The sequence below is a fragment of the Rhodococcus sp. MSC1_016 genome, from assembly GCF_023667485.2.
Classification (GTDB): Bacteria; Actinomycetota; Actinomycetes; order Mycobacteriales; family Mycobacteriaceae; genus Rhodococcus_F; species Rhodococcus_F oxybenzonivorans.
This window is the reverse complement of the sequence record NZ_JAMOZI020000001.1, coordinates 2,173,229-2,192,386: the sequence shown is the minus strand read 5'-3', so window position 1 is coordinate 2,192,386 and position 19,158 is coordinate 2,173,229. Positions and strand designations below refer to the sequence as shown.

General features: G+C 64.7%; 21 protein-coding genes and 2 pseudogenes. 12 read left to right on the top strand and 11 right to left on the bottom strand.

What is annotated here, in order from left to right; translation table 11 throughout:
- Positions 1 to 38: 38 nt before the first annotated feature.
- A complete protein-coding gene (locus L1080_RS10225; protein ID WP_109335112.1) occupies positions 39 to 401 on the bottom strand; it encodes a cupin domain-containing protein in 363 nt (120 codons plus the stop codon).
- Positions 402 to 994: 593 nt separating this feature from the next.
- Positions 995 to 1,479, bottom strand: a pseudogene (locus L1080_RS10220) (ferritin-like domain-containing protein); the annotation flags it as partial.
- 216 nt (positions 1,480 to 1,695) lie between these two features.
- Here L1080_RS10220 and L1080_RS10215 point away from each other — a divergent pair.
- A complete protein-coding gene (locus L1080_RS10215) occupies positions 1,696 to 1,827 on the top strand; it encodes a hypothetical protein (protein ID WP_284708379.1) in 132 nt (43 codons plus the stop codon).
- Positions 1,828 to 2,059: 232 nt separating this feature from the next.
- Here the strand turns inward: L1080_RS10215 and L1080_RS10210 are convergent, their stop codons facing one another.
- Entirely contained in the window at positions 2,060 to 2,338 is a 279-nt protein-coding gene (locus L1080_RS10210; protein ID WP_159922531.1) for a hypothetical protein, read from the bottom strand.
- A 789-nt stretch (positions 2,339 to 3,127) separates the two neighbouring features.
- Here L1080_RS10210 and L1080_RS10205 point away from each other — a divergent pair.
- Positions 3,128 to 3,423: pseudogene (locus L1080_RS10205) on the top strand (hypothetical protein).
- Between the two features lie 227 nt (positions 3,424 to 3,650).
- Positions 3,651 to 4,091 (top strand): SRPBCC family protein, encoded by a 441-nt coding sequence (locus tag L1080_RS10200; RefSeq protein WP_250773237.1) that lies wholly within the window; start codon positions 3,651 to 3,653, stop codon positions 4,089 to 4,091.
- A 217-nt stretch (positions 4,092 to 4,308) separates the two neighbouring features.
- Here L1080_RS10200 and L1080_RS10195 read toward each other — a convergent pair whose 3' ends face one another.
- The 6 genes from L1080_RS10195 to L1080_RS10170 all read right to left on the bottom strand — a co-directional run bounded on the left by L1080_RS10195 (position 4,309) and on the right by L1080_RS10170 (position 10,301).
- Entirely contained in the window at positions 4,309 to 4,659 is a 351-nt protein-coding gene (locus tag L1080_RS10195) for a hypothetical protein (protein ID WP_250773240.1), read from the bottom strand.
- A gap of 370 nt (positions 4,660 to 5,029) precedes the next feature.
- Positions 5,030 to 5,185, bottom strand: a complete 156-nt coding sequence (locus L1080_RS10190; RefSeq protein ID WP_250773243.1) for a hypothetical protein — start codon at positions 5,183 to 5,185, stop codon at positions 5,030 to 5,032.
- 294 nt (positions 5,186 to 5,479) lie between these two features.
- On the bottom strand, positions 5,480 to 7,129 hold the full coding sequence (locus L1080_RS10185) for a glycoside hydrolase family 13 protein (RefSeq protein ID WP_250773245.1): 1,650 nt from the start codon (positions 7,127 to 7,129) through the stop codon (positions 5,480 to 5,482).
- 51 nt (positions 7,130 to 7,180) lie between these two features.
- Positions 7,181 to 8,005: a carbohydrate ABC transporter permease gene (locus tag L1080_RS10180; RefSeq protein WP_109335115.1), complete on the bottom strand. Its 825-nt coding sequence runs from the start codon at positions 8,003 to 8,005 to the stop codon at positions 7,181 to 7,183.
- A 2-nt stretch (positions 8,006 to 8,007) separates the two neighbouring features.
- Positions 8,008 to 8,955: a carbohydrate ABC transporter permease gene (locus tag L1080_RS10175; RefSeq protein WP_250773248.1), complete on the bottom strand. Its 948-nt coding sequence runs from the start codon at positions 8,953 to 8,955 to the stop codon at positions 8,008 to 8,010.
- Complete coding sequence (locus L1080_RS10170; protein WP_250773251.1) at positions 8,952 to 10,301, bottom strand: ABC transporter substrate-binding protein; 1,350 nt, start codon at positions 10,299 to 10,301, stop codon at positions 8,952 to 8,954. The genes L1080_RS10175 and L1080_RS10170 overlap by 4 nt, the downstream gene beginning before the upstream one ends.
- Positions 10,302 to 10,403: 102 nt before the next feature.
- On the opposite strand from L1080_RS10170, the gene L1080_RS10165 reads away from it, so the two are divergent.
- The 7 genes from L1080_RS10165 to L1080_RS10135 all read left to right on the top strand — a co-directional run bounded on the left by L1080_RS10165 (position 10,404) and on the right by L1080_RS10135 (position 16,297).
- Entirely contained in the window at positions 10,404 to 11,528 is a 1,125-nt protein-coding gene (locus tag L1080_RS10165; RefSeq protein ID WP_250773253.1) for a LacI family DNA-binding transcriptional regulator, read from the top strand.
- Entirely contained in the window at positions 11,525 to 12,454 is a 930-nt protein-coding gene (locus tag L1080_RS10160; protein ID WP_250773255.1) for a glycoside hydrolase family protein, read from the top strand. Before L1080_RS10165 ends, L1080_RS10160 begins: the two co-directional genes overlap by 4 nt.
- Before the next feature lie 94 nt (positions 12,455 to 12,548).
- Complete coding sequence (locus L1080_RS10155) at positions 12,549 to 13,625, top strand: ABC transporter ATP-binding protein (protein WP_250773266.1); 1,077 nt, start codon at positions 12,549 to 12,551, stop codon at positions 13,623 to 13,625.
- Positions 13,626 to 13,904: 279 nt separating this feature from the next.
- Positions 13,905 to 14,519 carry a maleylpyruvate isomerase family mycothiol-dependent enzyme gene (locus L1080_RS10150; protein ID WP_159922549.1) on the top strand — a complete coding sequence of 205 codons (615 nt, stop codon included), beginning with the start codon at positions 13,905 to 13,907 and terminating at the stop codon, positions 14,517 to 14,519.
- A gap of 167 nt (positions 14,520 to 14,686) precedes the next feature.
- Complete coding sequence (locus L1080_RS10145) at positions 14,687 to 15,247, top strand: dihydrofolate reductase family protein (protein ID WP_159922551.1); 561 nt, start codon at positions 14,687 to 14,689, stop codon at positions 15,245 to 15,247.
- A 219-nt stretch (positions 15,248 to 15,466) separates the two neighbouring features.
- Positions 15,467 to 15,808 carry an ArsR/SmtB family transcription factor gene (locus tag L1080_RS10140; RefSeq protein ID WP_250773276.1) on the top strand — a complete coding sequence of 114 codons (342 nt, stop codon included), beginning with the start codon at positions 15,467 to 15,469 and terminating at the stop codon, positions 15,806 to 15,808.
- A 3-nt stretch (positions 15,809 to 15,811) separates the two neighbouring features.
- Positions 15,812 to 16,297: an SRPBCC family protein gene (locus L1080_RS10135; protein WP_250773278.1), complete on the top strand. Its 486-nt coding sequence runs from the start codon at positions 15,812 to 15,814 to the stop codon at positions 16,295 to 16,297.
- Between the two features lie 94 nt (positions 16,298 to 16,391).
- On the opposite strand, the gene lexA is transcribed toward L1080_RS10135, so the two are convergent.
- Positions 16,392 to 17,030, bottom strand: a complete 639-nt coding sequence (gene lexA / locus L1080_RS10130) for a transcriptional repressor LexA (protein ID WP_250773482.1) — start codon at positions 17,028 to 17,030, stop codon at positions 16,392 to 16,394.
- 128 nt (positions 17,031 to 17,158) lie between these two features.
- Between lexA and L1080_RS10125 the strand changes: the two genes are divergently transcribed.
- Together L1080_RS10125 and L1080_RS10120 are read left to right on the top strand one after the other, a co-directional pair.
- The gene (locus L1080_RS10125) at positions 17,159 to 17,776 is read left to right on the top strand and encodes a DUF1109 domain-containing protein (protein ID WP_250773281.1); all 618 of its coding nucleotides are present in this window, start codon (positions 17,159 to 17,161) and stop codon (positions 17,774 to 17,776) included.
- Between the two features lie 167 nt (positions 17,777 to 17,943).
- Positions 17,944 to 18,531, top strand: coding sequence for a hypothetical protein (locus L1080_RS10120; RefSeq protein WP_250773283.1), 588 nt, complete (start codon positions 17,944 to 17,946; stop codon positions 18,529 to 18,531).
- Positions 18,532 to 18,548: 17 nt separating this feature from the next.
- On the opposite strand, the gene L1080_RS10115 is transcribed toward L1080_RS10120, so the two are convergent.
- The gene (locus L1080_RS10115; RefSeq protein ID WP_250773285.1) at positions 18,549 to 19,127 is read right to left on the bottom strand and encodes a dihydrofolate reductase family protein; all 579 of its coding nucleotides are present in this window, start codon (positions 19,125 to 19,127) and stop codon (positions 18,549 to 18,551) included.
- Between the last annotated feature and the right edge of the window lie 31 nt (positions 19,128 to 19,158).

Here is a 19,158-nt window from a genome sequence, read left to right as displayed (position 1 = left end):
CGTCGTCCACCGTCATCACAGACATGCGGCGCTGCCGGCTACCGCTTGGCGTAATCGGCGACGCCGGTCCAGTCGATGAACACGCAGGGCTCATCGCCGAGAATCCACGCGTCGTGACCTGGCGGGCAGACCATGAGATCGCCGGGGCCGAACTCCATGTCCTCGCCGTCGTCCATGACGATCTTCATGCGACCCGAGATGACGTAACCCATGTGAGCCGCTTGACAGCTGTCTGTCTTTGCTATCGGTTTGACGTGCTTGGACCACTGCCAGCCGGGCTGGAAGGTGGCCCTACCCACAGCGCCGGAAGGGACGTTGACGAGTTCGAGTTTGCCCTTGTCATCCTCGAAGGGGCGGGTTTCCTCGGGTGAATCGAGACTCTTACGGATGAGACCGGACATCATTGTCCTCCCACGTCGTTGTGGCGGCACCCGCGATGCGGCGGACCTTCGCCCTGGCAAACGCAGGGAACCATAGGTGAAGCGGATTCCTGGCACTTTCAATTCTGAGCGGCGATCCGGGTTCACCGCAATATCGAGCGACCGCGTCCGCCCGGATCAGCCCTCTCGCCTCCGCCTTCTCGCCTCGCCCAGGATGGGTGTCAGGGGGTCAACGGTACCGAGGTCTCGGCATCCGGTTCGCTCTCGTCGGTGGGAGTGGGTTCCGGTGTTTCCGGTGCTGCGGTCGGGTCGGGTTCGGGCTGTTGCGTGGTCGGATCGGGGGTGACCGGCGGCTCTGGATGCGCCGGCTTCGGGCCGAACGATGATGTTGGACCCGGCGGTGCCGCCGTGGTGCTGGTCGTGCTGTCGGAGTCATCTCGGTGGGCATCTGCAGGGGCAGCAAGGGCGGCGGGCACTACCGCGACCGGTGCGCGGACGATGACCGGGACGACCGCCGCGAATCCGTTCCGGCAGCACGGATTTCTCCACTGCGGCAGGAGGGGTTGATGCGTCGCGGGTCATGCGCCGGGGCGCCACGTGCGGTCGTGCGCTCGGGTGCGGCGCAACGCGGCCGGGCCACCGAGCGCCTCTTCAGCTAAGACGGTGGTCAGCCATTCCACCGTGGCCTGGTGTGCGGTGATCAGTCGGAACGCGAGATTTTCGATGTGTCTTTCCTGCCGGCGGCGGTGGCGAGGGCTTTGATGTAGCGGGCGCGGTCGAGGAGCTGGTGTTCGAGGGCCAGGTCACCGAGTAGCGCTTCGTCGAACGGTTGGGCCTGCTCGACCACCGTCTTCACCGCGGCGGCGGCACGTCCCAGGAACGGCCCGATCAGCTCGGGGATTCCGCCGAGGTCGCGGATCGCGGCGTCGATGGCCTCGGCCCGGCCGCGGGCGTTCTCGGCGTTCTCGAGAAGTTCCCGCCGGACTGCTTCGATTCTGGCCTGGGCGACCCGGGTCTCGGCGACCTGGATCTCGGTGTTAGTCAGATCCAGGATGGTGCGCAGCTGCGTCAGCAGTGTGGCGGTGTCGGATGTGCTCATACGTATTTACTCCTTCGACATGGACGGCATCGGTTCGGCGCAGGTGCACCGCCCCGTGACTACCCCGCCCTACCCTCCGGCAACCCGTCGCGCGTGTCGGATCGTTCGGCGCTGGTGCGGGTCAAGCCCGGAAACACGAGTGCGAAGCTACCGGCGCCTGTGACCGGTAGCCGTGGGTGCGACGGTAGCGGTGGGTGCGGGTGCTGGTCCGCTGTCGTGGGGCACGAGTGGTCCCCCGTGTACCGATGGGCCATCGCCCTCGGCGACGGACGCCTGGCCTTCGCCGACCCCGAGGACCTCACCCTCGATCCCGGCACACCGGCACACCGGCACACCGGCACACCGTAATCCGGGCCGCGTGCGACGTGCCGCTGACCAGCTGGCCACAGGCTATGCATCACTCTGGAGGGGAACGCCCGTCTTCGCATCGAGCGAGGGTGTCAACCAGACGGTGTCACTTCACGGTTTCTATCCCGATGAAGAAGAACGGCGTCTTGGTGGTCGCGTCTGGGCGGTTGTTACTGCGTGCCGCGGTAGGCCTCGGTGTGGCGAAAGCGGGTTCTGTGGGTGGTCGAGAGTCCTAACCCACGATCAGCAGCATCCCGACGGCCGCGACCACGAGAACAGAGCCAGTGATACAGACCGCAAACGCCCGTACCGCGACTCGGTGCCAGTCCCGAACACGGTCAACCACCTCGATGGTCAGCAGCGGGGGCTTCGAGTCTGAGGCCGCAACCTCGACCCCGTCCGGTCCGTGCCTGCGTCGAGAGATCGCATCCGCGGTGACCGCCGCAGCAAGAGACACAGCGACCACGAACAGCGTGGCCTCGAGGACCGCGATCACCCAAAACATGTTCATACCGAACTCGACCTTCCTCGTATTCGGGCACCCGTCACAGTCGGCGATTTCGCAGCCCCATCGGTCGGCCCACCATTCTTGCGGTTTGTTCCGTTTACCTGAGATATCGCTCGAGCAATGGAGTACCAGTATCCATCGACGGGAGGGTCTGAGGCCGACGGTCGACGACTTTGGGTTGCTTCGTTAAATTGATCAGTTGTCCAAATTCATTCCGCTCTTGCCCCCATTGATTTGGGCGTTTGTTCAGTACGCGGCTATTCCAATCCTCGGGCGACGCGCGCAATGTCTGGTGCACACGAGTTTCGGCGCCCCGGAACTCCGGGGGGCGCCGAAACGCTCGGGTACGCTCGATATCCCTGGTCAGCCCACGCCGATGTCGATCCCGAGCGCGATGCTCAGGAACTTGAGGAACGCGTCGATAGCCACACTGAAGTCGATTCCTGCAGAACCCATATTGGGTCACCTCTTTCTGTTGAACGTTGTTCTCTGTGGATCCCCAACCTATTGCGTCTATCGCCATCAGCAGTCCCGGACGTTTCACCTTTCGGCGAATACATTCGAAGTAATTTTCTTGAACACTCGCCCAAATTTACTGGACGTCCGACAAGCTGACGGCGAGCAAATACGCGGTTTCGGAAACAGTGAAGATGTGTTTTATCTCGTTTTTAGAGGGAAAGTCGAAATTGTCATGCGAGCGCGTGGGAACGTCCCGAGATGGAAACCTCGGGGTCGTTACTCGCTCGCCCCGGAGTCGGGGATGTGCGAGCCGAGGTGGGCACGATGAGGAAGATGGCAGTGCGGACGGCCGTGGCGTCGGCCGTGATTGCTCCGGTGATGGCATTCGGGGTGGTACCGCTACGGCGGTACCGACCCTAGGTGTGGGCGCGGCCGGTGAAGTGTCGGTGGTGGTGCCGGCCGGCGAGAGTTGGACCTGTTTCGGATTCGACTCGGCCTTCAATTTCAAGACCGGTGCGTTCGGAGCGGAAGGAGGGAAGCTCAGCGGTTTCGCGAGGGGCAATGCCACCGTGTTCTGTTTCGGTAATGCGGCGCCGTTCTTCTTCACCGGGAGCGTGATGGTCACGTAACCAGACCGCACTGTGCCGCACGTAGATGGCCGGCTTGGCGATTCCGGCCATCAACGAGATGAGTCCGGGCCAGCACCGACGAGGCAGTCTGCTCGATCTCTCCCCCTTGCGCGTGCCGTCGTCGAGGTGTCGTGCCCACGAGGTTCCTCGAGTAGGGTGCAGATACTGGTCATCATCACCCCGCCCAGTTGATGTCACGACGGTGCGAGGTCGCACAGGAGGCCGTCATGATCGAGGTTGAGGACAGCATCGTTATCGCGCGTCCGATCGACGAAGTGTTCACCTTTGTAGCGGACCAGACCAACGCACCCCGATGGCAAGAGGGCCTGTCGGAGGTCCGCCGAGTTACAGAAGGACCGCCGGGGGTGGGAACAAAACATGTTGTTGTCCGCAAATTCATGGGGCGGAAGCTCGAGCTGACGAACGAGTACGTCCACTATGAACCGAACACGAAGATCACCTTCACTGGGGCTTCGGGACCGAGTCGTTTCGAGGCGGAGTATCGGGTCGAGGCAACTGCCGAGGGAACCCGATTGACGTGTCACATGCAGATGGAGCAGAAAGGCCTCTTCAAACTCGGTGACCCGCTGGTCGCGGCCAGCCTCCGCCGAGAATTCGCCGCGAACCTCCACAAGCTCAGGGTCCTTCTCGAAACCACGGCAGATTAGCGCGCGAATGCCCGGACCCGCACGACAGACGCGATGATGCCCGCTCAGCGTTTGGCAAAAACGAATCACGAAGGAAGAGAGGGGCGTACGGCAGGATTGCTCAGCTCAGCTCGGCTCGTCAGCTGAGCGGTGGTGAACGACGACAGCCGAAAGCGCCCGTGTCCGGCCCGGGTGTCGAGGACATCGACCAAAGGCTGTCGCGGTCACGCTCAGTTGATCAACGAGCCGACTGAGCCGGTGGTCTTACCTGCGGCGGCGTTCCGTAGAACCCGTAAGTGGTCTGGTATGTGGTACCGAGCAGCTTGTTTGATGCGTCGTACACCTTGCAGGATTCTTCCCGGTTGTTGCCGACCTTCTTGGTAGCGTGAACGCCGAGCACCGCCCCACTGGCATATGCCCCGGGATGGGCGACGCATGTTTCCTGGAATGTTGCTGCCTGGGCGGCGGGCGCGTTCACGGCCATCGAGCCGACTGTCGCGGCGCTGGCGATCAGGGCGCTCGCCGCGACTCGACGCCAACGTGAGGAGGAGGGGTTGGCGGCGGTACGGACGGTGATGTTGGGGATCATGTGGTGGCTCCGTAGGTTCGGCGGCCATGTGGTCGCTGCAGCAAGCATGCGGCACACTCGGTAGCTGCGACAGGTACCCGAGGGTGACCGTCGCGCACCCTACGAAAAGCGTAGGAATGTCACCGCTGCGCCTGCTCGACTGTGGGCATTCACGCGAGCTCACGTAGGCGGGAGGCCGCCCAGTGATGGATCGGCGACATCGGCGTCGGCCCAGAACTCATACTGCCGTGCGGCCGGATCTATGGGACCAGGGAGTCGGCCGACACCTGACGGACCCGATCATGGGCCGATTCGAGGCGTGGAATACCCGTCATGTCGACCTCTTCACATGAGGGCGCATCGTTCGACGAGTTGTATGCCGTTGTCACAGTTAGTGTTTGCTCGTCACCGCCTGGGACGTCTTTCCGGGTGTGCCGTTGTCCGCGGGCGGCGGAAAGGCGGCGGCGAGTTGGTCTGCGTCATATAGGCGGCGTCGGCGACCACGAAGGATTTCCCACAGTTTGTCGACGAAGCGTGACGTCGACATGCCGAAGTGGTGGAATGTCTCGTCGGCGGGGGCTCCACCGTATGGCGCCCAGATTCGGGCGAAGCGGAGGATCTCTTCAACCTCCCGATCGAGCGGTGGTGGTGACGCTGAGCTGATCGGCCATCGACGATGGCTGCGCGTGCTGCGATTATGGCGATTGTCGGCCACCGTGTCGTGTGGCTGGTTGGGTGATGGGTGTGGTCGGGGGTGTGGGTTCACTGCGGTTCCTTCCTGGTCCGGTTTCGGGCTGTCTCTGCCCGACACGTTCTTCGGTGGTGTAGCCGCGTCACCGCCCTATCGGTGTGTGCGCAGCCAGACGGCGGTGTCCGGTGGCAGATAGCCGACATCGGCCAGGTCGGCGGAGGCGAGCAGGACGGTGGTGTCCGGATCGATTGCAAGCGGTTGTCGAGACAGGTTCACGACGCACCGAAACGACGGCCCGCGGTCGAAGGCGAGGACATCGGTGGGCATCGGTCGCCAGGCGAAGCAGTCGCCGCGTAGGGCGGGCAGTGTGCGTCGGAAGTGAAGTGCGGTGCGGTAGAGGGTGAGCATCGAGTCGGGGTCGTTGGATTCGGCGGCCACGGTCTTCGATTTCCAGATGTCGGGCTGCGGAAGCCACGGTTGGGTCCCGCTGTTGCAAAATCCGAAGGGTGGGAGGTCACCGTCCCACGGCAGCGGGACCCGGCATCCGTCGCGGCCGCGGATGGTGTGCCCGGAGCGTTCCCAGGTGGGGTCCTGCAGCAGCCCTTCGGGGAGATCGGTTACTTCCTCGAGGCCGAGTTCTTCGCCCTGGTAGAGGTAGGCGCCGCCGGGCAGGGAGAGCATGAGAAGTGCTGCGGCGCGGGCGCGTCGGGTGCCGAGAACGAGGTCGGAGTCGGTGCCGGCGATCAGGGTCATGGGCAAGGTGCTGGTGTCGGCGCGTCCGAATCGGGTGAGGTGGCGGGTCTCGTCGTGGCTCGACAGCACCCAGGTGGCGGGCGCGCCGACCTCGCGGAGCGCGTTGCGGCTGCGGTCGATGGCCTCGCGCAGCGCTGCCGGGTTCCAGCCCGCTCGGGGAAAGTCGAAGTTGAAGGCGGTGTGCAGTTCGTCCGGGCGCACGTAGCGGGCGAGGCGCTCGGGGCTGCGGACGATCGCTTCGGCGACGAACATGCGGTCGGGCCCGTATGTGTCGGCGATGATGCGGAATTCGCGCAGGATGCTGTGAAGTTCGTCGACGTCCCAGTGTGGGTTGTCGACCCATGTGCTGGATTCGAATCGGGCTCCGGGCGGGTGGCCCGCGTCCGGGAGTCCGGGGACCTTGGCCATGGCCGATACGGCGTCGATGCGCATGCCGTCGACGCCGCGGTCGAACCAGAACCGCAGGATGTCGGTGAATTCGGAGCGAACCTCAGGATTGGTCCAGTCGAGGTCGGGTTGTTGGGGTGCGAACAGGTGTAGATACCACTGGCCAGGTTGTCCGTTGGGTCTGGTGGTGCGGGTCCATGCCGGTCCGCCGAAGGCGCTGATCCAGTCGTTCGGAGGAAGTTCGCCCTCGTTGCCGCGCCCGTCGCGGAAGAAGTACCGGGCGCGCTCTCGGGAATAGGGAGCGGTGTGCAGGGCGTCCTGGAACCAGGGGTGCATGTCGGACGTGTGGTTGGCGGGAAGGTCGATGATGACGCGGAGTCCGGCGGCGTGGGCGGCGGCTACCAGGGTGTCGGCATCGTCGAGGGTGCCGAAGAGCGGGTCGATGTCGCGGAAGTCGGCGATGTCGTAGCCGCCGTCCGCCATCGGTGATCGGTACCAGGGGGTGATCCATACGGCGTCGACGCCGAGGTCGACGAGATAGGGCAAGCGGTTCTGGAGGCCTTTGATGTCTCCGATCCCGTCTCCGTTGGCGTCGGCGAAGCTGCGCAGGTACACCTGGTAGATGACGGCGTCGTGCCACCACTGACGTGCTGTGGGCATGGTTTCCCCTGAAGGTGTTTGTGGGAGTGGGCCTTCGAAATCCGGAGGTGGTCAGCCCTTCACGGCGCCGGCGATCATCGCCTTGACGAAGTGGCGCTGAAACAGCAGGAACACCACGACAGTTGGTGCCATGATCAGTAGCGATCCAGCGTTGAGGAGGACGACGTCGGTGGAGTATTGGCCGACGAAATTCTGCAGTGCGCCCGCCATGGTGCGTTTGCTGGGGTCGTCGATGAGGACGATGGCCTGGAGGAAGGTGTTCCAGGTCCACAGGAACAGCAGTAGGCACAGTGAGGCCAGCGCCGGGACGGCGAGCGGAATTTGGATGTGCCGGAAGGCCTGCCAGGGGCCCGCCCCGTCGAGGTCTGCGGCCTCGGTGAGCTCTTTCGGCATCGACAGGAAATGGGCACGCATCCAGAAGACGGCGAACGGCATGAACGTGCCGATCAGCACCAGGATGAGTCCGAGTCGGGTATTGAGCAGGTTCATCTCGCGCAGCTGGTAGTAGAGGGGAACGATCGTTGCTTCCTTCGGGAGGGTCAACCCGAGCAGCAGGAGCAGAAAGACGACGGTGCCGCCGGGGATCTTCAGCTGGCCGAGCGCGTAACCGGCCATGGCGGCGAACAGAGCTGCGACCGGGACCACGCCGGCGACGAGGATGATGCTCGAGACCAGAAGGGGGGTCACCTCGGCGACGCGCCAGGCGTCGAGGAAGTTGTGCCATTGCGGGTTGGCCGGCCACGACAGCCCGAGTGGGACGGTGCCCTGGGGCTGCAGTGCCGCCGTCAGCATGCTGAGCAGCGGCAGGATCGAGAAGATCATGGTGCCGAACAGCAGGACGAGTCCGGGTATGCGTTCACGAACGGAGGTTTTCATGATCATTTCTCTCTGAAGAATCGCTGGATCGGCAGGATCACCAGCAGAATCAGTCCGGTAAGGACGACGGCGAGTGCACTGGCGAGGCCGACCCGGGATTCGGTGAAACCGAGTTGGTAGACGAGGACACCGGGAACGGTGGTCGCGTAACCGGGTCCGCCCTGGGTGGACATGAACACGATGTCGAAGCTGGCGAGAGCGGCGATGATGGTGACGGTGACGCAGACGCCGATTTCGGCCCGGAGGGCGGGAACAGTGACGTATCGGAAGGTGCTGAAGAAGCCGGCGCCATCGATCCGGGCGGCTTCGTAGATCGAGATGTCGATTTTGCCGATGCCCGCCATGAGCAGGATGGTGCAGAAGCCGAGTCCCAGCCAGGTGCCGATGATCCCGACGGCGGGCAGTGCCCAGTCGAAGTCGCCGAGCCAGGAGCGGGTGAGTCCGCCCAGACCGACGGCGGAGAGCAGTTGGTTCACGGTGCCGTTGCTCGAGAACATCCACACCCAGGCAACGGCCGCGGCCGCGCCGGGGATGATCTGCGGCAGGAAAAGCATGGTGCGGGTGAGGGTTCCGAGGCCGCGGATGCGGATTTCCTGGAGCAGGGCGGCGACGAGAAGGCCGCCGATCACCGGGAGAACGGTGAAGAATGCGATAAGGAAGAACGCGTGCCCGATCGAGGACAGCAGTTGCGGGTCGGTGAGTACGCGGCGGTAGTTGCCCAGCCCTACCCAGCTGCCGACAGATATCCCATCCCAGTTGTAGAGGGAGTACCAGATGGTGGTCAGCAGCGGGCGGAGCACGAAGACGGTGTACACCGACGCGGCGGGCAGGACGAACAACCATCCGGTCAGTGCCCGTTTGGCGTGGGAGCTCCGCCTTGCCCGGGTTGCTGCACGGTGCGGGAACGCCCTGGCAGGGGCTGCCTGGGCGGTATGTGCTGTGGAGGTCATCTCAGGAGGTCCTGCTCGTAGGCGGATTGGACGGCGGCCATCATCTCGTCGGGCGTCGTTCGTCCGGCGACGAGCATCTGGACCTGCGGTAACCAGGTGCCAGACATGCCGTTGGTCGCGTTCTGGACGAACTGCACCTGACCGCCGGAGGCGACCAACCTGCTGAAGGCCACCTGGATCTGGGAACCCAGCGAGCCGGGTGCGGTGGCCGGGACGTCGCCGGTGCCGGACGGGGCGAAGCCGGCGTCGACCGCGACCTGCCGGCCGGCGTCGGAGCGGAGGAAGTTCAGGAAGGCCGCTGCGGCATTCTTGTCGTCCGACCCCGCGGGAATCGCGAAGTTCGACACCGGGTCGGACATGGCAAGGACGGGTGCCCCGGCAGGCGCGGGTGGGAGAGTGAAGCCAACGTTCTCGCCCATCTTCGTCTGCAGGGTCGCGGCATCCCAGTTCCCGGAGACGTAGAACAGTGCTTCGCCGGCGGCGAACCGTCCCGCGGCGGTGGTGGCGTCGGTGCCGTTGGTGTCGCTGGGGAAGTAGCCCTTCGCCGCCCAATCGGCCACGACCGCAGCCGCGTCCACCCCGGCGGGGGTGTCGAGGGTGGCGCCGGGAGCATTGAAGACCCAGTCGTTGACCGTGTCCTGACCGAGGGCGCTGTTCAGCATCATCTGCACCAGGAATGTGACCTGCGCGCTCTTGTTGCCGGCCATGACAGGGATCAGTCCGGCAGTCTTCGCCGACGCCAGAGCCTGCTCGAATTGCTCGACGGTGATCGGCGGTGAGGTCATTCCGATGCGGGTCGCGAGGTCCTTGTTGTAGTAGAGCCCCGTCAGAGTGAACCCGCTGGCCATCGTGTACTGCGGGCCGGTGCCGCGCACACCGTTCGCGCCGACGCGGTACATGGCCATCTGCTCCTCCGGTAGCTCGTTCCAGCCGTAGGCGTCGGCCCACGGATCGAGTTCGGTGAGCTGGTGGTTGGCCACCGCGGCGGGCAGCGCGATGATCCGCGCGATGTCCGGCGGATTCTCCGACGCGAGCACCCGCGGGGCGTTGACGGCCTGAACCTCGTCTGGGTCGTAGCGCGCCGTGATGGTCACGTTCGGATGGCGTTCGGTGAACGCCGCGATCATCGCATCATCGATCTTTTTCAAGCCTGCCCCGTCGTACAAGGTCAACTCGATCGGGTCGGTGCCGAGATCGATATTCACCGGTATCGGGTCGGTCGGTGCGGTCACGGTGTTGCCGCTGCCCGGCGGCGCGCACGCCACCACAGTCGGCAGTATCGCAGCGCCCGCGAGGGCGACGAACCTGCGCGCCCACCGGGGCCGGGTCGAGTGGTGTGAGTCCATAACTCCTCCGCATTGAGACGCGCATCACATTTCGGAAGCGCTTCCGCAGCATATGTCGGAAGCGCTTCCGAAATCAAGGTTGTTCGCGCTACCATCAGCCTTGTGTCCGAACGACCTGCACCTTTGAGCCTCAGTGACGTCGCCCGCGAAGCCGGGGTCTCGCTGACCACAGCCTCACGCGCCCTCAACGACTCCTATGGCGTCTCCGCGGCCACGAAGGCGAAAGTTCTCGCCACCGCCCGCCGCCTCGACTACGTCATCTCCCCGGACGCGGTGCGCCTGGCCGGTGGCCCGACGCGGCGGGTGGCGTTGGTCGTTCCCCATATCGAGCGCTGGTTTTTCGGCGAGATGGTCAATGGAATCGAGAGTGTGCTCGCATCAGCAAACTTCGACCTGCTGCTGTACCAGGTCGGCGGACCCGAGGATCGCCAGGACTTCTTCACCCGGTTGCCCGCTCGGCGGAAGGTCGACGCAGTAGTGGTGGTCGCGTTTCCAGTCGACCAACGCGAACGCGAACGGCTCGCACTGATGGGCGTCGGTATCGTCGCCGCCGGCGGCCAGAACGCCGACTACCCCTACGTCTGCATCGACGACAACCACGCCGGGCGGCTCGCCGTCGACCACCTCCTGGAGTTGGGCCACCGGCGGATCGCCATGATCGCCGCCCATGATCCCGATCAGCCTGGGTGGCCGGCACGTTCGGGTCGATCGGAGGCGTATGTCGACGCACTGACCGCCGCGGGCATCGCTGTGGACCACGCGCTCGTCCGCGACGTCGACTGGGGCGGCATCAACGCCGCAGAGGCGATGGCCGACATCCTCGAGGCCGCCCCGGAAGATCCCCCGACCGCCGTGTTCGCGCACAGCGACGAACTCGCCCTCGGAGCGATCCGAACGCTGCGCCGCCGGGGCCTGCGGATTCCCGAGGACGTCTCAGTCGTCGGAATCGATGACCATCCGCTCGCCGCACTCACCGACCTCACCACCGTGCACCAATCCGTCCGCGAACAGGGCGAGATCGCCGCCCGACTCGTCCTCGACACACTCGCTCCTACCCCAGACGGTGACGCCCCCACCGCCGTCACCGCACCGACCACACTCGTCGTCCGCGGCAGCACCGGACCCGCACCGGATCACGCTCGGTCACTCGCGGCTTCTTCCGACGACCCACACCCCGAACGTTCCGGTCGCCGCCCCGCGGTTCCCGCGCACCCCAAGGAGACATGATGCGACTCGCCCTTCCCGATCACTGGGTCTGGGACAGTTGGATGACCGACGACGGCACCGATTACCACCTGTTCTTTCTCCGCGCCTCACGCGCCCTCCAGGACCGCGAACGCCGCCACTACCGCGCGACCATCGGTCACGCGACGTCTCCGGACGGCGAGGCATGGACCCTCACCGCCGACGCGCTGGTGCCCTCCGATGCCCCGGCCTTCGATGACCTTGCCACCTGGACCGGCTCCGTCGTCCGCGGCGCGGACGGGCACTGGAGCATGTTCTACACCGGGGTGAGCCGGGCCGAGAACGGCCTCAAACAACGCATCGGCCGGGCGACCTCCACCGACCTGCTGAGCTGGACCAAGGACCCCGACCTCGTCCTCGAGGCCGACAGCCGCTGGTACGAACTCCTCGGCGAGGGCACCTGGCCGGACGAAGCGTGGCGCGATCCGTATGTCTTCGAACATGCCGGTCAGTGGCACATGCTGATCACCGCCCGGGCCGGTGTCGGCGATCCCGAGGGCCGCGCCGTCGTGGGCCACGCGACCAGCGACGACCTGAGCCACTGGCGCATCGAACCCCCACTCTCGACTCCAGCCGGGTTCGGCGAGATGGAAGTCCTGCAGGCGCACACCGTCAACGGGAAGCCGATCCTGCTGTTTTCCTGCGCACCCAAGAACACCAGCCTTCACGCGGGGCACGATGCGGGGACCTGGATCGCCGAGGGACAGTCCCTGCTCGGACCGTGGAAAGTCACCGACGCGACGAATGTCGATACCGCGGACCTGTACGCGGTGCAGATGCGGCGGACACGAAACGGCAACTGGATGACCTGGGGATTCGACAACACCGACGGGCCGCAATTCGGCACCATCACGTCCTCGCGCTACTCGCCGCACACCGACACAGAAAGCCCGACACCGGCGACCTGACACCACCCATACCCCACGCGCTACAGGCGCACCAACCCACCCCACTCACTCGGATCGTCCGGCACGTTCCTGCCGGTGGAGGGATTCATTTCTCATGGCAACAATTACCTATGACCGCGCGACCAGACTCTTCCCCGGGTCCGACGTCCCCGCGGTCGACCAACTCGACCTGCATATCGAGGACGGCGAGTTCCTTGTTCTCGTCGGCCCGTCCGGCTGCGGCAAGTCCACATCGCTGCGGATGCTCGCCGGCCTCGAGGAGGTCGACGGCGGCCGGATCCTGATCGGCGGCCGCGACGTCACGAATTCCGAACCCAAGGATCGCGACATCGCGATGGTCTTCCAGAACTACGCGCTCTACCCGCACATGAGCGTGGCGGAGAACATGGGTTTCGCCCTCAAACTCGCCGGCACAGACAAGTCCGAAATCCGCAGGCGCGTCGGGGAAGCCGCCGACATGCTCGACCTCCGCGACTATCTGGACCGCAAACCCAAGGCGCTGTCGGGTGGGCAGCGGCAGCGAGTTGCCATGGGGCGAGCCATCGTTCGCCAGCCACAGGTATTCCTCATGGACGAGCCGTTGTCCAACCTCGACGCCAAGCTGCGCGTACAGACCCGCACCCAGATCGCACAGTTGCAGCGGCGTCTCGGCACCACCACCGTCTACGTCACCCACGACCAGGTCGAGGCGATGACGATGGGTGACCGGGTCGCCGTGCTCAAGGGCGGCATCCTGCAGCAGTGCGCGAGCCCCCGCGAGTTGTACCGGCGCCCGGTGAACGTGTTCGTCGCCGGATTTATGGGCTCTCCCTCGATGAACCTGTTCACGCTACCCGTTACCGATGGGGGAATCAGCTTCGGCGATCAGCTCATTCAGGTGCCCAGGAACACGCTGGCGGCCGCAGGCCGCGAGGTGGTCCTCGGGATCCGACCCGAGCACATCGAACTCGCCAACTCCGGGCACGAAATCGAGATCGACGTAGTTGAAGAACTCGGCTCGGAAGCCTTCATCTTCGGACGCACTCGGGTGGGCCGACGGCACGAACCAATTGTGGCCCGAGTTGACTGGCGCAACCCCCCGGAGAAAGGCCAGGTCGTGCACGCCCGCATCGACGCCTCCCACGCCCACGTCTTCGCTACCACCCCCGACGGTGCACGGCTATCGCAATAACAGACGCCGCAACTGAGGGCTTCATGCCTCCTCGTCACACACGCCATCGACTACCTGAGCGGCACCGTGGGCGGCCCAGTATCGGACTCCCGCAGTGACCTTCGCTGACCAGTCGATCTCCCCGGCGGGCGGCCCCTGCCGCCCGCCGGGGCATCGGACCGAGGTGGAGTCTCACGACGCCGACTTCCCGAACTCGATAGGGATCGTCAACGACCGTTGGGTGGGACGGCGACGGGCCCAGGCCAGCCGGTGAAGGACGGTCTTTGCCAGACTGTCTTCATGAATGCTGTCTGGCCGATGGTGCATGCGGAGCGTGCAGCGCTGATCGATGACCTCACCGCCCTCACCGACGACCAATGGGCCCTGCCCTCGCTGTGCGGCGACTGGACCGTGCACGACGTCGCCGCACACCTCATCAACAACGCGAAGACCACCCGACTCGGCATCGTGCGCAACATGGTCCGAGCGCGTTTCGACTTCGATCGCCAGAACGCCCAGGGCGTCGAACGTGAACGCGGCGCCACACCCCAGCAGACGCTCGCCCGACTTCAGCAGGTAGCCAACTACACGTCGACGCCGCCGGCACCGCTCGACAGCAGACTGGTGGAAGAGGTCGTCCATGGCGAAGACATCCGACGGCCGCTGGGCATCAACCGTACGTATCCGTCGGAGGCGGTCGTCAGGTCGTTGCAGTACCAGGCGCGGACCCCGGTATCCCTGGGCGGTGCGAAACAACTCATTGCCCCCGTCCGATTGCGGGCCATCGACGCAGACGTGTCGATCGGTGATGGCCCAGAAGTCTGTGGCCCGGCACTCTCCCTGCTCTTGGCGATATCGGGGCGCAAGTCGGCGCTGGGTGACTTGGACGGACCCGGAGTACCTGCGCTGGAGTGATCACGCCCGTGGCGTCCCCAGCACCATTCCGCTTGCGGAACAACCCGTCCGCGCGCGCAAAGTCGGCCTGGTTGCCCCACTGATGGTTTCGGACCAATCCCTTTCTCAGTCAGAGCGTTTCGGCTGAACGACGGCTGCGGGTGCTCGTGGGCATTATCGTTGCTCGCGTGGGCAAGCTGATCTATTCGTTCCTGGCGTCGCTCGACGGCTACATCGCCGACCTGGCCGGCGCCTTCGATTGGGCCGTCCCCGACGAAGAAGTACTCGACTTCATCAATGTCGCCGAGCGGGAGGTAGGGACCTACCTCTACGGCCGCACTATGTACGAGATGATGACCGGCTGGGAGAACGATCCGGCAGTGGCCGCCCAGTCACCCATGAGCGCAGAGTTCGCCCAGATCTGGCAGGCGGCCGAGAAAGTCGTCTTCTCGCGTAGTCTCGATTCGGTTTCCACGACACGCACGCGGATCGAGCGCACCTTCGACCCGGGCTTGGTCCGGGACCTCAAGGCCAGTACGGCGCAGGACCTCAACGTGTCCGGCGCCACCCTTGCTGCCTCCGCATGGAAGGCACAGCTGATCGACGAGTGCCACCTGTACCTTGCGCCCATGCTGGTCGGGGGCGGTAAACGGATGTTCCCGGACGACATCCGACATTCGCTGGAACTGCTCGACGAACGCCGATTCGGCAACGGCATGGTCTTCCTCCGCTATGCCGTACAGACCTGAGTCAGCGCTGAGGGTTCCATGCCATGTGGTGACAAATTATGTCGAAGCCGTTGCGCAAGTACGATTTGTGAGCCGTATGCCGGGTGTGCCCGGTGTCCAGGTGCAGTTGGGGGCAGCCACGAAGGCCAGTTCGTAAAAGGAAAGGCGCTCCCCCGCCCACGCTCATCCGAGAATCGACCACCCCTTGCACATACAACCGATCAGTTGTATATTTCGGGTGTGTCAGAAACAGACGAGGACCAGGCCGATGCCCTGTTCCACGCGCTATCCGACCGAACGAGGCGCGACATCATGCGTCGCGTACTGGCCGGCGAGCATTCCGTCTCGGCACTCGCAGCGAAGTACGACATGAGCTTCGCTGCGGTACAAAAGCACGTCGCCGTCCTCGAGAAGTCCGGTTTACTCGTGAAACGCCGCAATGGCCGTGAACAACTCGCCAGGGGCGATGTCGAAGCAGTGCGCGCGGTGTCGTCCATGCTCGCCGAGCTGGAACAAGTCTGGCGTGGGCGGATCGCACGGATCGACGAACTGATCGCAACGCAACCTCAACGGAAGGAATGAACGATGCCTGTCACCAATGTCAGCCACGACATCGATGCATTGACCCTGACCATCACCGCCGAGTTCGCGGCGCCTCGGGAGCGAATCTGGCAGATCTATGCCGATCCTCGCCAGCTCGAGAAGATTTGGGGTCCGCCGACGTACCCGGCAACGGTGGTCGACCATGAGTTCACCCCGGGCGGTCGGGTCACCTACTACATGACCGGCCCCGAGGGCGACAAGCATGCGGGCTACTGGAACATCATCTCCATCGATGAGCCGACCGGCTTCAGCTTCACCGACGGATTCGCCGATGCGGATTTCAGCCCGATCGAATCGATGCCGGTGTCCACCAACGAGTTCTCCTTCCGTGAGGAGGACGGCAGCACCATCGCCACCTACGTGAGCACCTACGCAACTGCCGAAGGTCTCCAGCAGGTGCTCGACATGGGCGTGGTCGAGGGTGCTTCGCAGGCGATCGGCCAGATCGACGACCTCATCAAAAGTTGAGCTGCCTGGTCACCACAGTGGCCGATCTCGTCGCCTCGCGCGTGCGAGGCGACGAGCCGGCACGACGAGTTGCATCATTCAGGTTGCACGAACCTCAGATGCGGCGCATCACCGATACCACCTTGCCCAGGACGACTGCGTCGTCACCGTCAATCGCGGCATAGGCAGGATTGCGGGGCTCGAGGAAGACGTGGCCGTCGCGGCGCCGGAGCACCTTGACCGTGGCCTCGCCATCAATCATCGCGGCGACGATCTCGCCGGAGTGGGCTTCGTCCTGGCGGCGCACCACGACGACATCGCCATCGCAGATTGCGGCGTCGATCATCGATTCGCCGCGTACCCGCAATCCGAAGACGGTGCCGGAGCCGACGAGCTCGCGAGGGAGTGTCAGTGTCTCATCGGCGTGCTCTTCCGCGAGGATCGGTGCGCCGGCGGCGATGTCGCCGACCACCGGTACCGTCACATTGTTGTCGGACGAGCGACCCTGCTTCGCCTCGGTGAGGAACGGGCGCACGTCCAATTGCCGAGCCATGGCCGAACCCCGGCGAAGAAAGCCCCTCTCCTCGAGACTTTTCAGATGTTTGGACACCGACGACGTCGACCGCAGGCCCACCGCATCCCCGATCTGCCGGGTGCTCGGCGGGCATCCATATGCAGCCACCCAGTCCCGGATCGTTGCCAGGATCCGCTGCTGGCGGGGTGGCAGGGTGGAGGCGTCAAGGCCGCCGAACATGTCGAGATCGTCGTAATCGGTCACCGGAGAATGGTAGGGGGTGGCCACTGATCGCCGCGAAGGCCTCTACTTCTCTCCCCGATTGCTCCGGCCGCATTTCCACGCCGGACAGCAGCTAACGTGAACCAATGATCAGTGCCGCCGGACCGCCCGTTCGCGCGCAGAGTGACGTCAAGCCGAACAAGCCTCCCGGACCGATCCATCTGGCTTTGACCGCTGCCTCACTGCTGATTCTGGTGTGTATCTACTACGACTGGTGGCCCTCTCGCTACGGCACCTCGAGTTGGGCCGATCCGATGTTGTTCGGTGCAGCGGCGCTGCTGATCCTCGCCGTCCTAGCGTTGGTGTGGGCAGTGAAGACCTTGTATGTCATCGGCCAAGACCGGCGGTGGTCATGGTGGATCGCGGCTGCGCCGGCGGCCCTACTCGTCGCTGTCGCCACGGTGATGCTGGCACCACGGCCGTCATTCGACGACACCCGCGCAGAGTTCGAGCGGGTGGCGCTCGAGTTGCTGGCAGATCCGGAGCCGCTCCACAGCCACCTCGAGATCGGCCGGTTCGATATCCGCACCGCCATGTCGGGCGACGATGGCGTGGTCTACTTCATCGAGGACGGCGGACTCGGACTGACGGTGAGCAGCGGGTGGGCCTACAGCCCGCACGGTGTGCCCGCCGGGTTCGATGATTTCACTGCGACTCACCTAGGCGGGCCGTGGTACGAATTCATTTCAGTGTGGCGAACTTGACCGCCCATCCTGTCCCATCGTCTTCCGGCCTCGCGACGAAGATTCCCCGGCTGACCACTTCCCGACGTCTCCGGCAGGTAGCGTCCGAACGACGGTCACCGTGGCACCTGCCCGGCTTCGACAGCATCGGTGGCACACCACGACACCGGAGCGGTCACACTGGTCGCATGAGCATCACACGGTGTGTCGATGTGTCGGCTGCGCGCTGGCTCGAACGACGAGACGAGGAGTGGTCGCGGTTGGCGGCTCGGGGGCCGGTCGCCTTCGACAAGTACGCGCGCTTGCGGTTCATCCCGGACCCCAGCAATCCGGGGCAGAGGGAAGGCGATGCCCAACGCGATCCGGAGGGGCTGTCCGACAACGAGCAACTCGGCGTCGTGCTGGCCGACCTTGCCCCCTTCACCGGCACACCTGACAACTGCTATTTCTGCATCTGGGACGGGTGGCCGAGTTTCGCAGCCGCCGATGCGCTTCCCAAGATCTCGATTCCGAACCGCGACTACTTCCTGTTCCACGGAACCGTTGACGACTGCGCCGACTGGGATGCCCAGCTCGAGACACTGTTGCAGGACATCGGCGCACCCACACCCGCGTTCGTGTGGCCTGCCGATTTCGCATGGTGCGTGACCTGCGACATCGATCCTCACTTCGCGTCGATCGGTGCCGGCTCGGATGCCATCGATCGGCTCCTGGTCGACCCGCGGGTCGACCTCGTCATCGATGATCCCGACAGGGAACCCCCGTACTACTCCTGAATGGACCGCCGACCCTTTCAAGCATGCAGGGTGGGCCGGTAGATGAGCTCTTGGATGTTTCCGTCGAGCGTCCGGCTCTCGATCAGCTCGAGATCGAAGTCGGCCGCACCCTGAAAGATCGGGTCCAGCCCGGTCTGACCGGTAATGACGGGGAAGATCGTCACCTGGACGCGGTCGACCAAACCGGCGGCCATCAGCGCTCGGTTCATCGAGAGACTTCCGTGTGAGCGCAACGGCACCTCGGACTCCTCCTTGAGCAGGGCGACGACGTCGACGGCGTCACCGCTCACGAGGGTCGCGTCTGGCCAGTCGAGCCGTCCTTCCAGGGTGGTCGATACCACCGTTGCCGGCAGACTCCTCATCCGGGTGACCCAGGGATCACGAATCTCGGACTCCTCCGTGCTCGAAGCCAACATCTGCGCGAACGCGCGGTAAGTGTTGGCGCCGAATACCATCCGCTGCTCGGTGCCGTACAAGGCGAGGCGGTGGTCGAGCAGTTCGGGGCCTTGCTTGCCCCAGTAACCGGTCCAGTTGCCGCTGGCGGCGCCGAAGCCGTCGAGGCTGGAAAAGACGTCGAAGGTGTAGGTGGCGGTCATGATGCTCTCCTCGGGTGCGGTCGATCGGGTA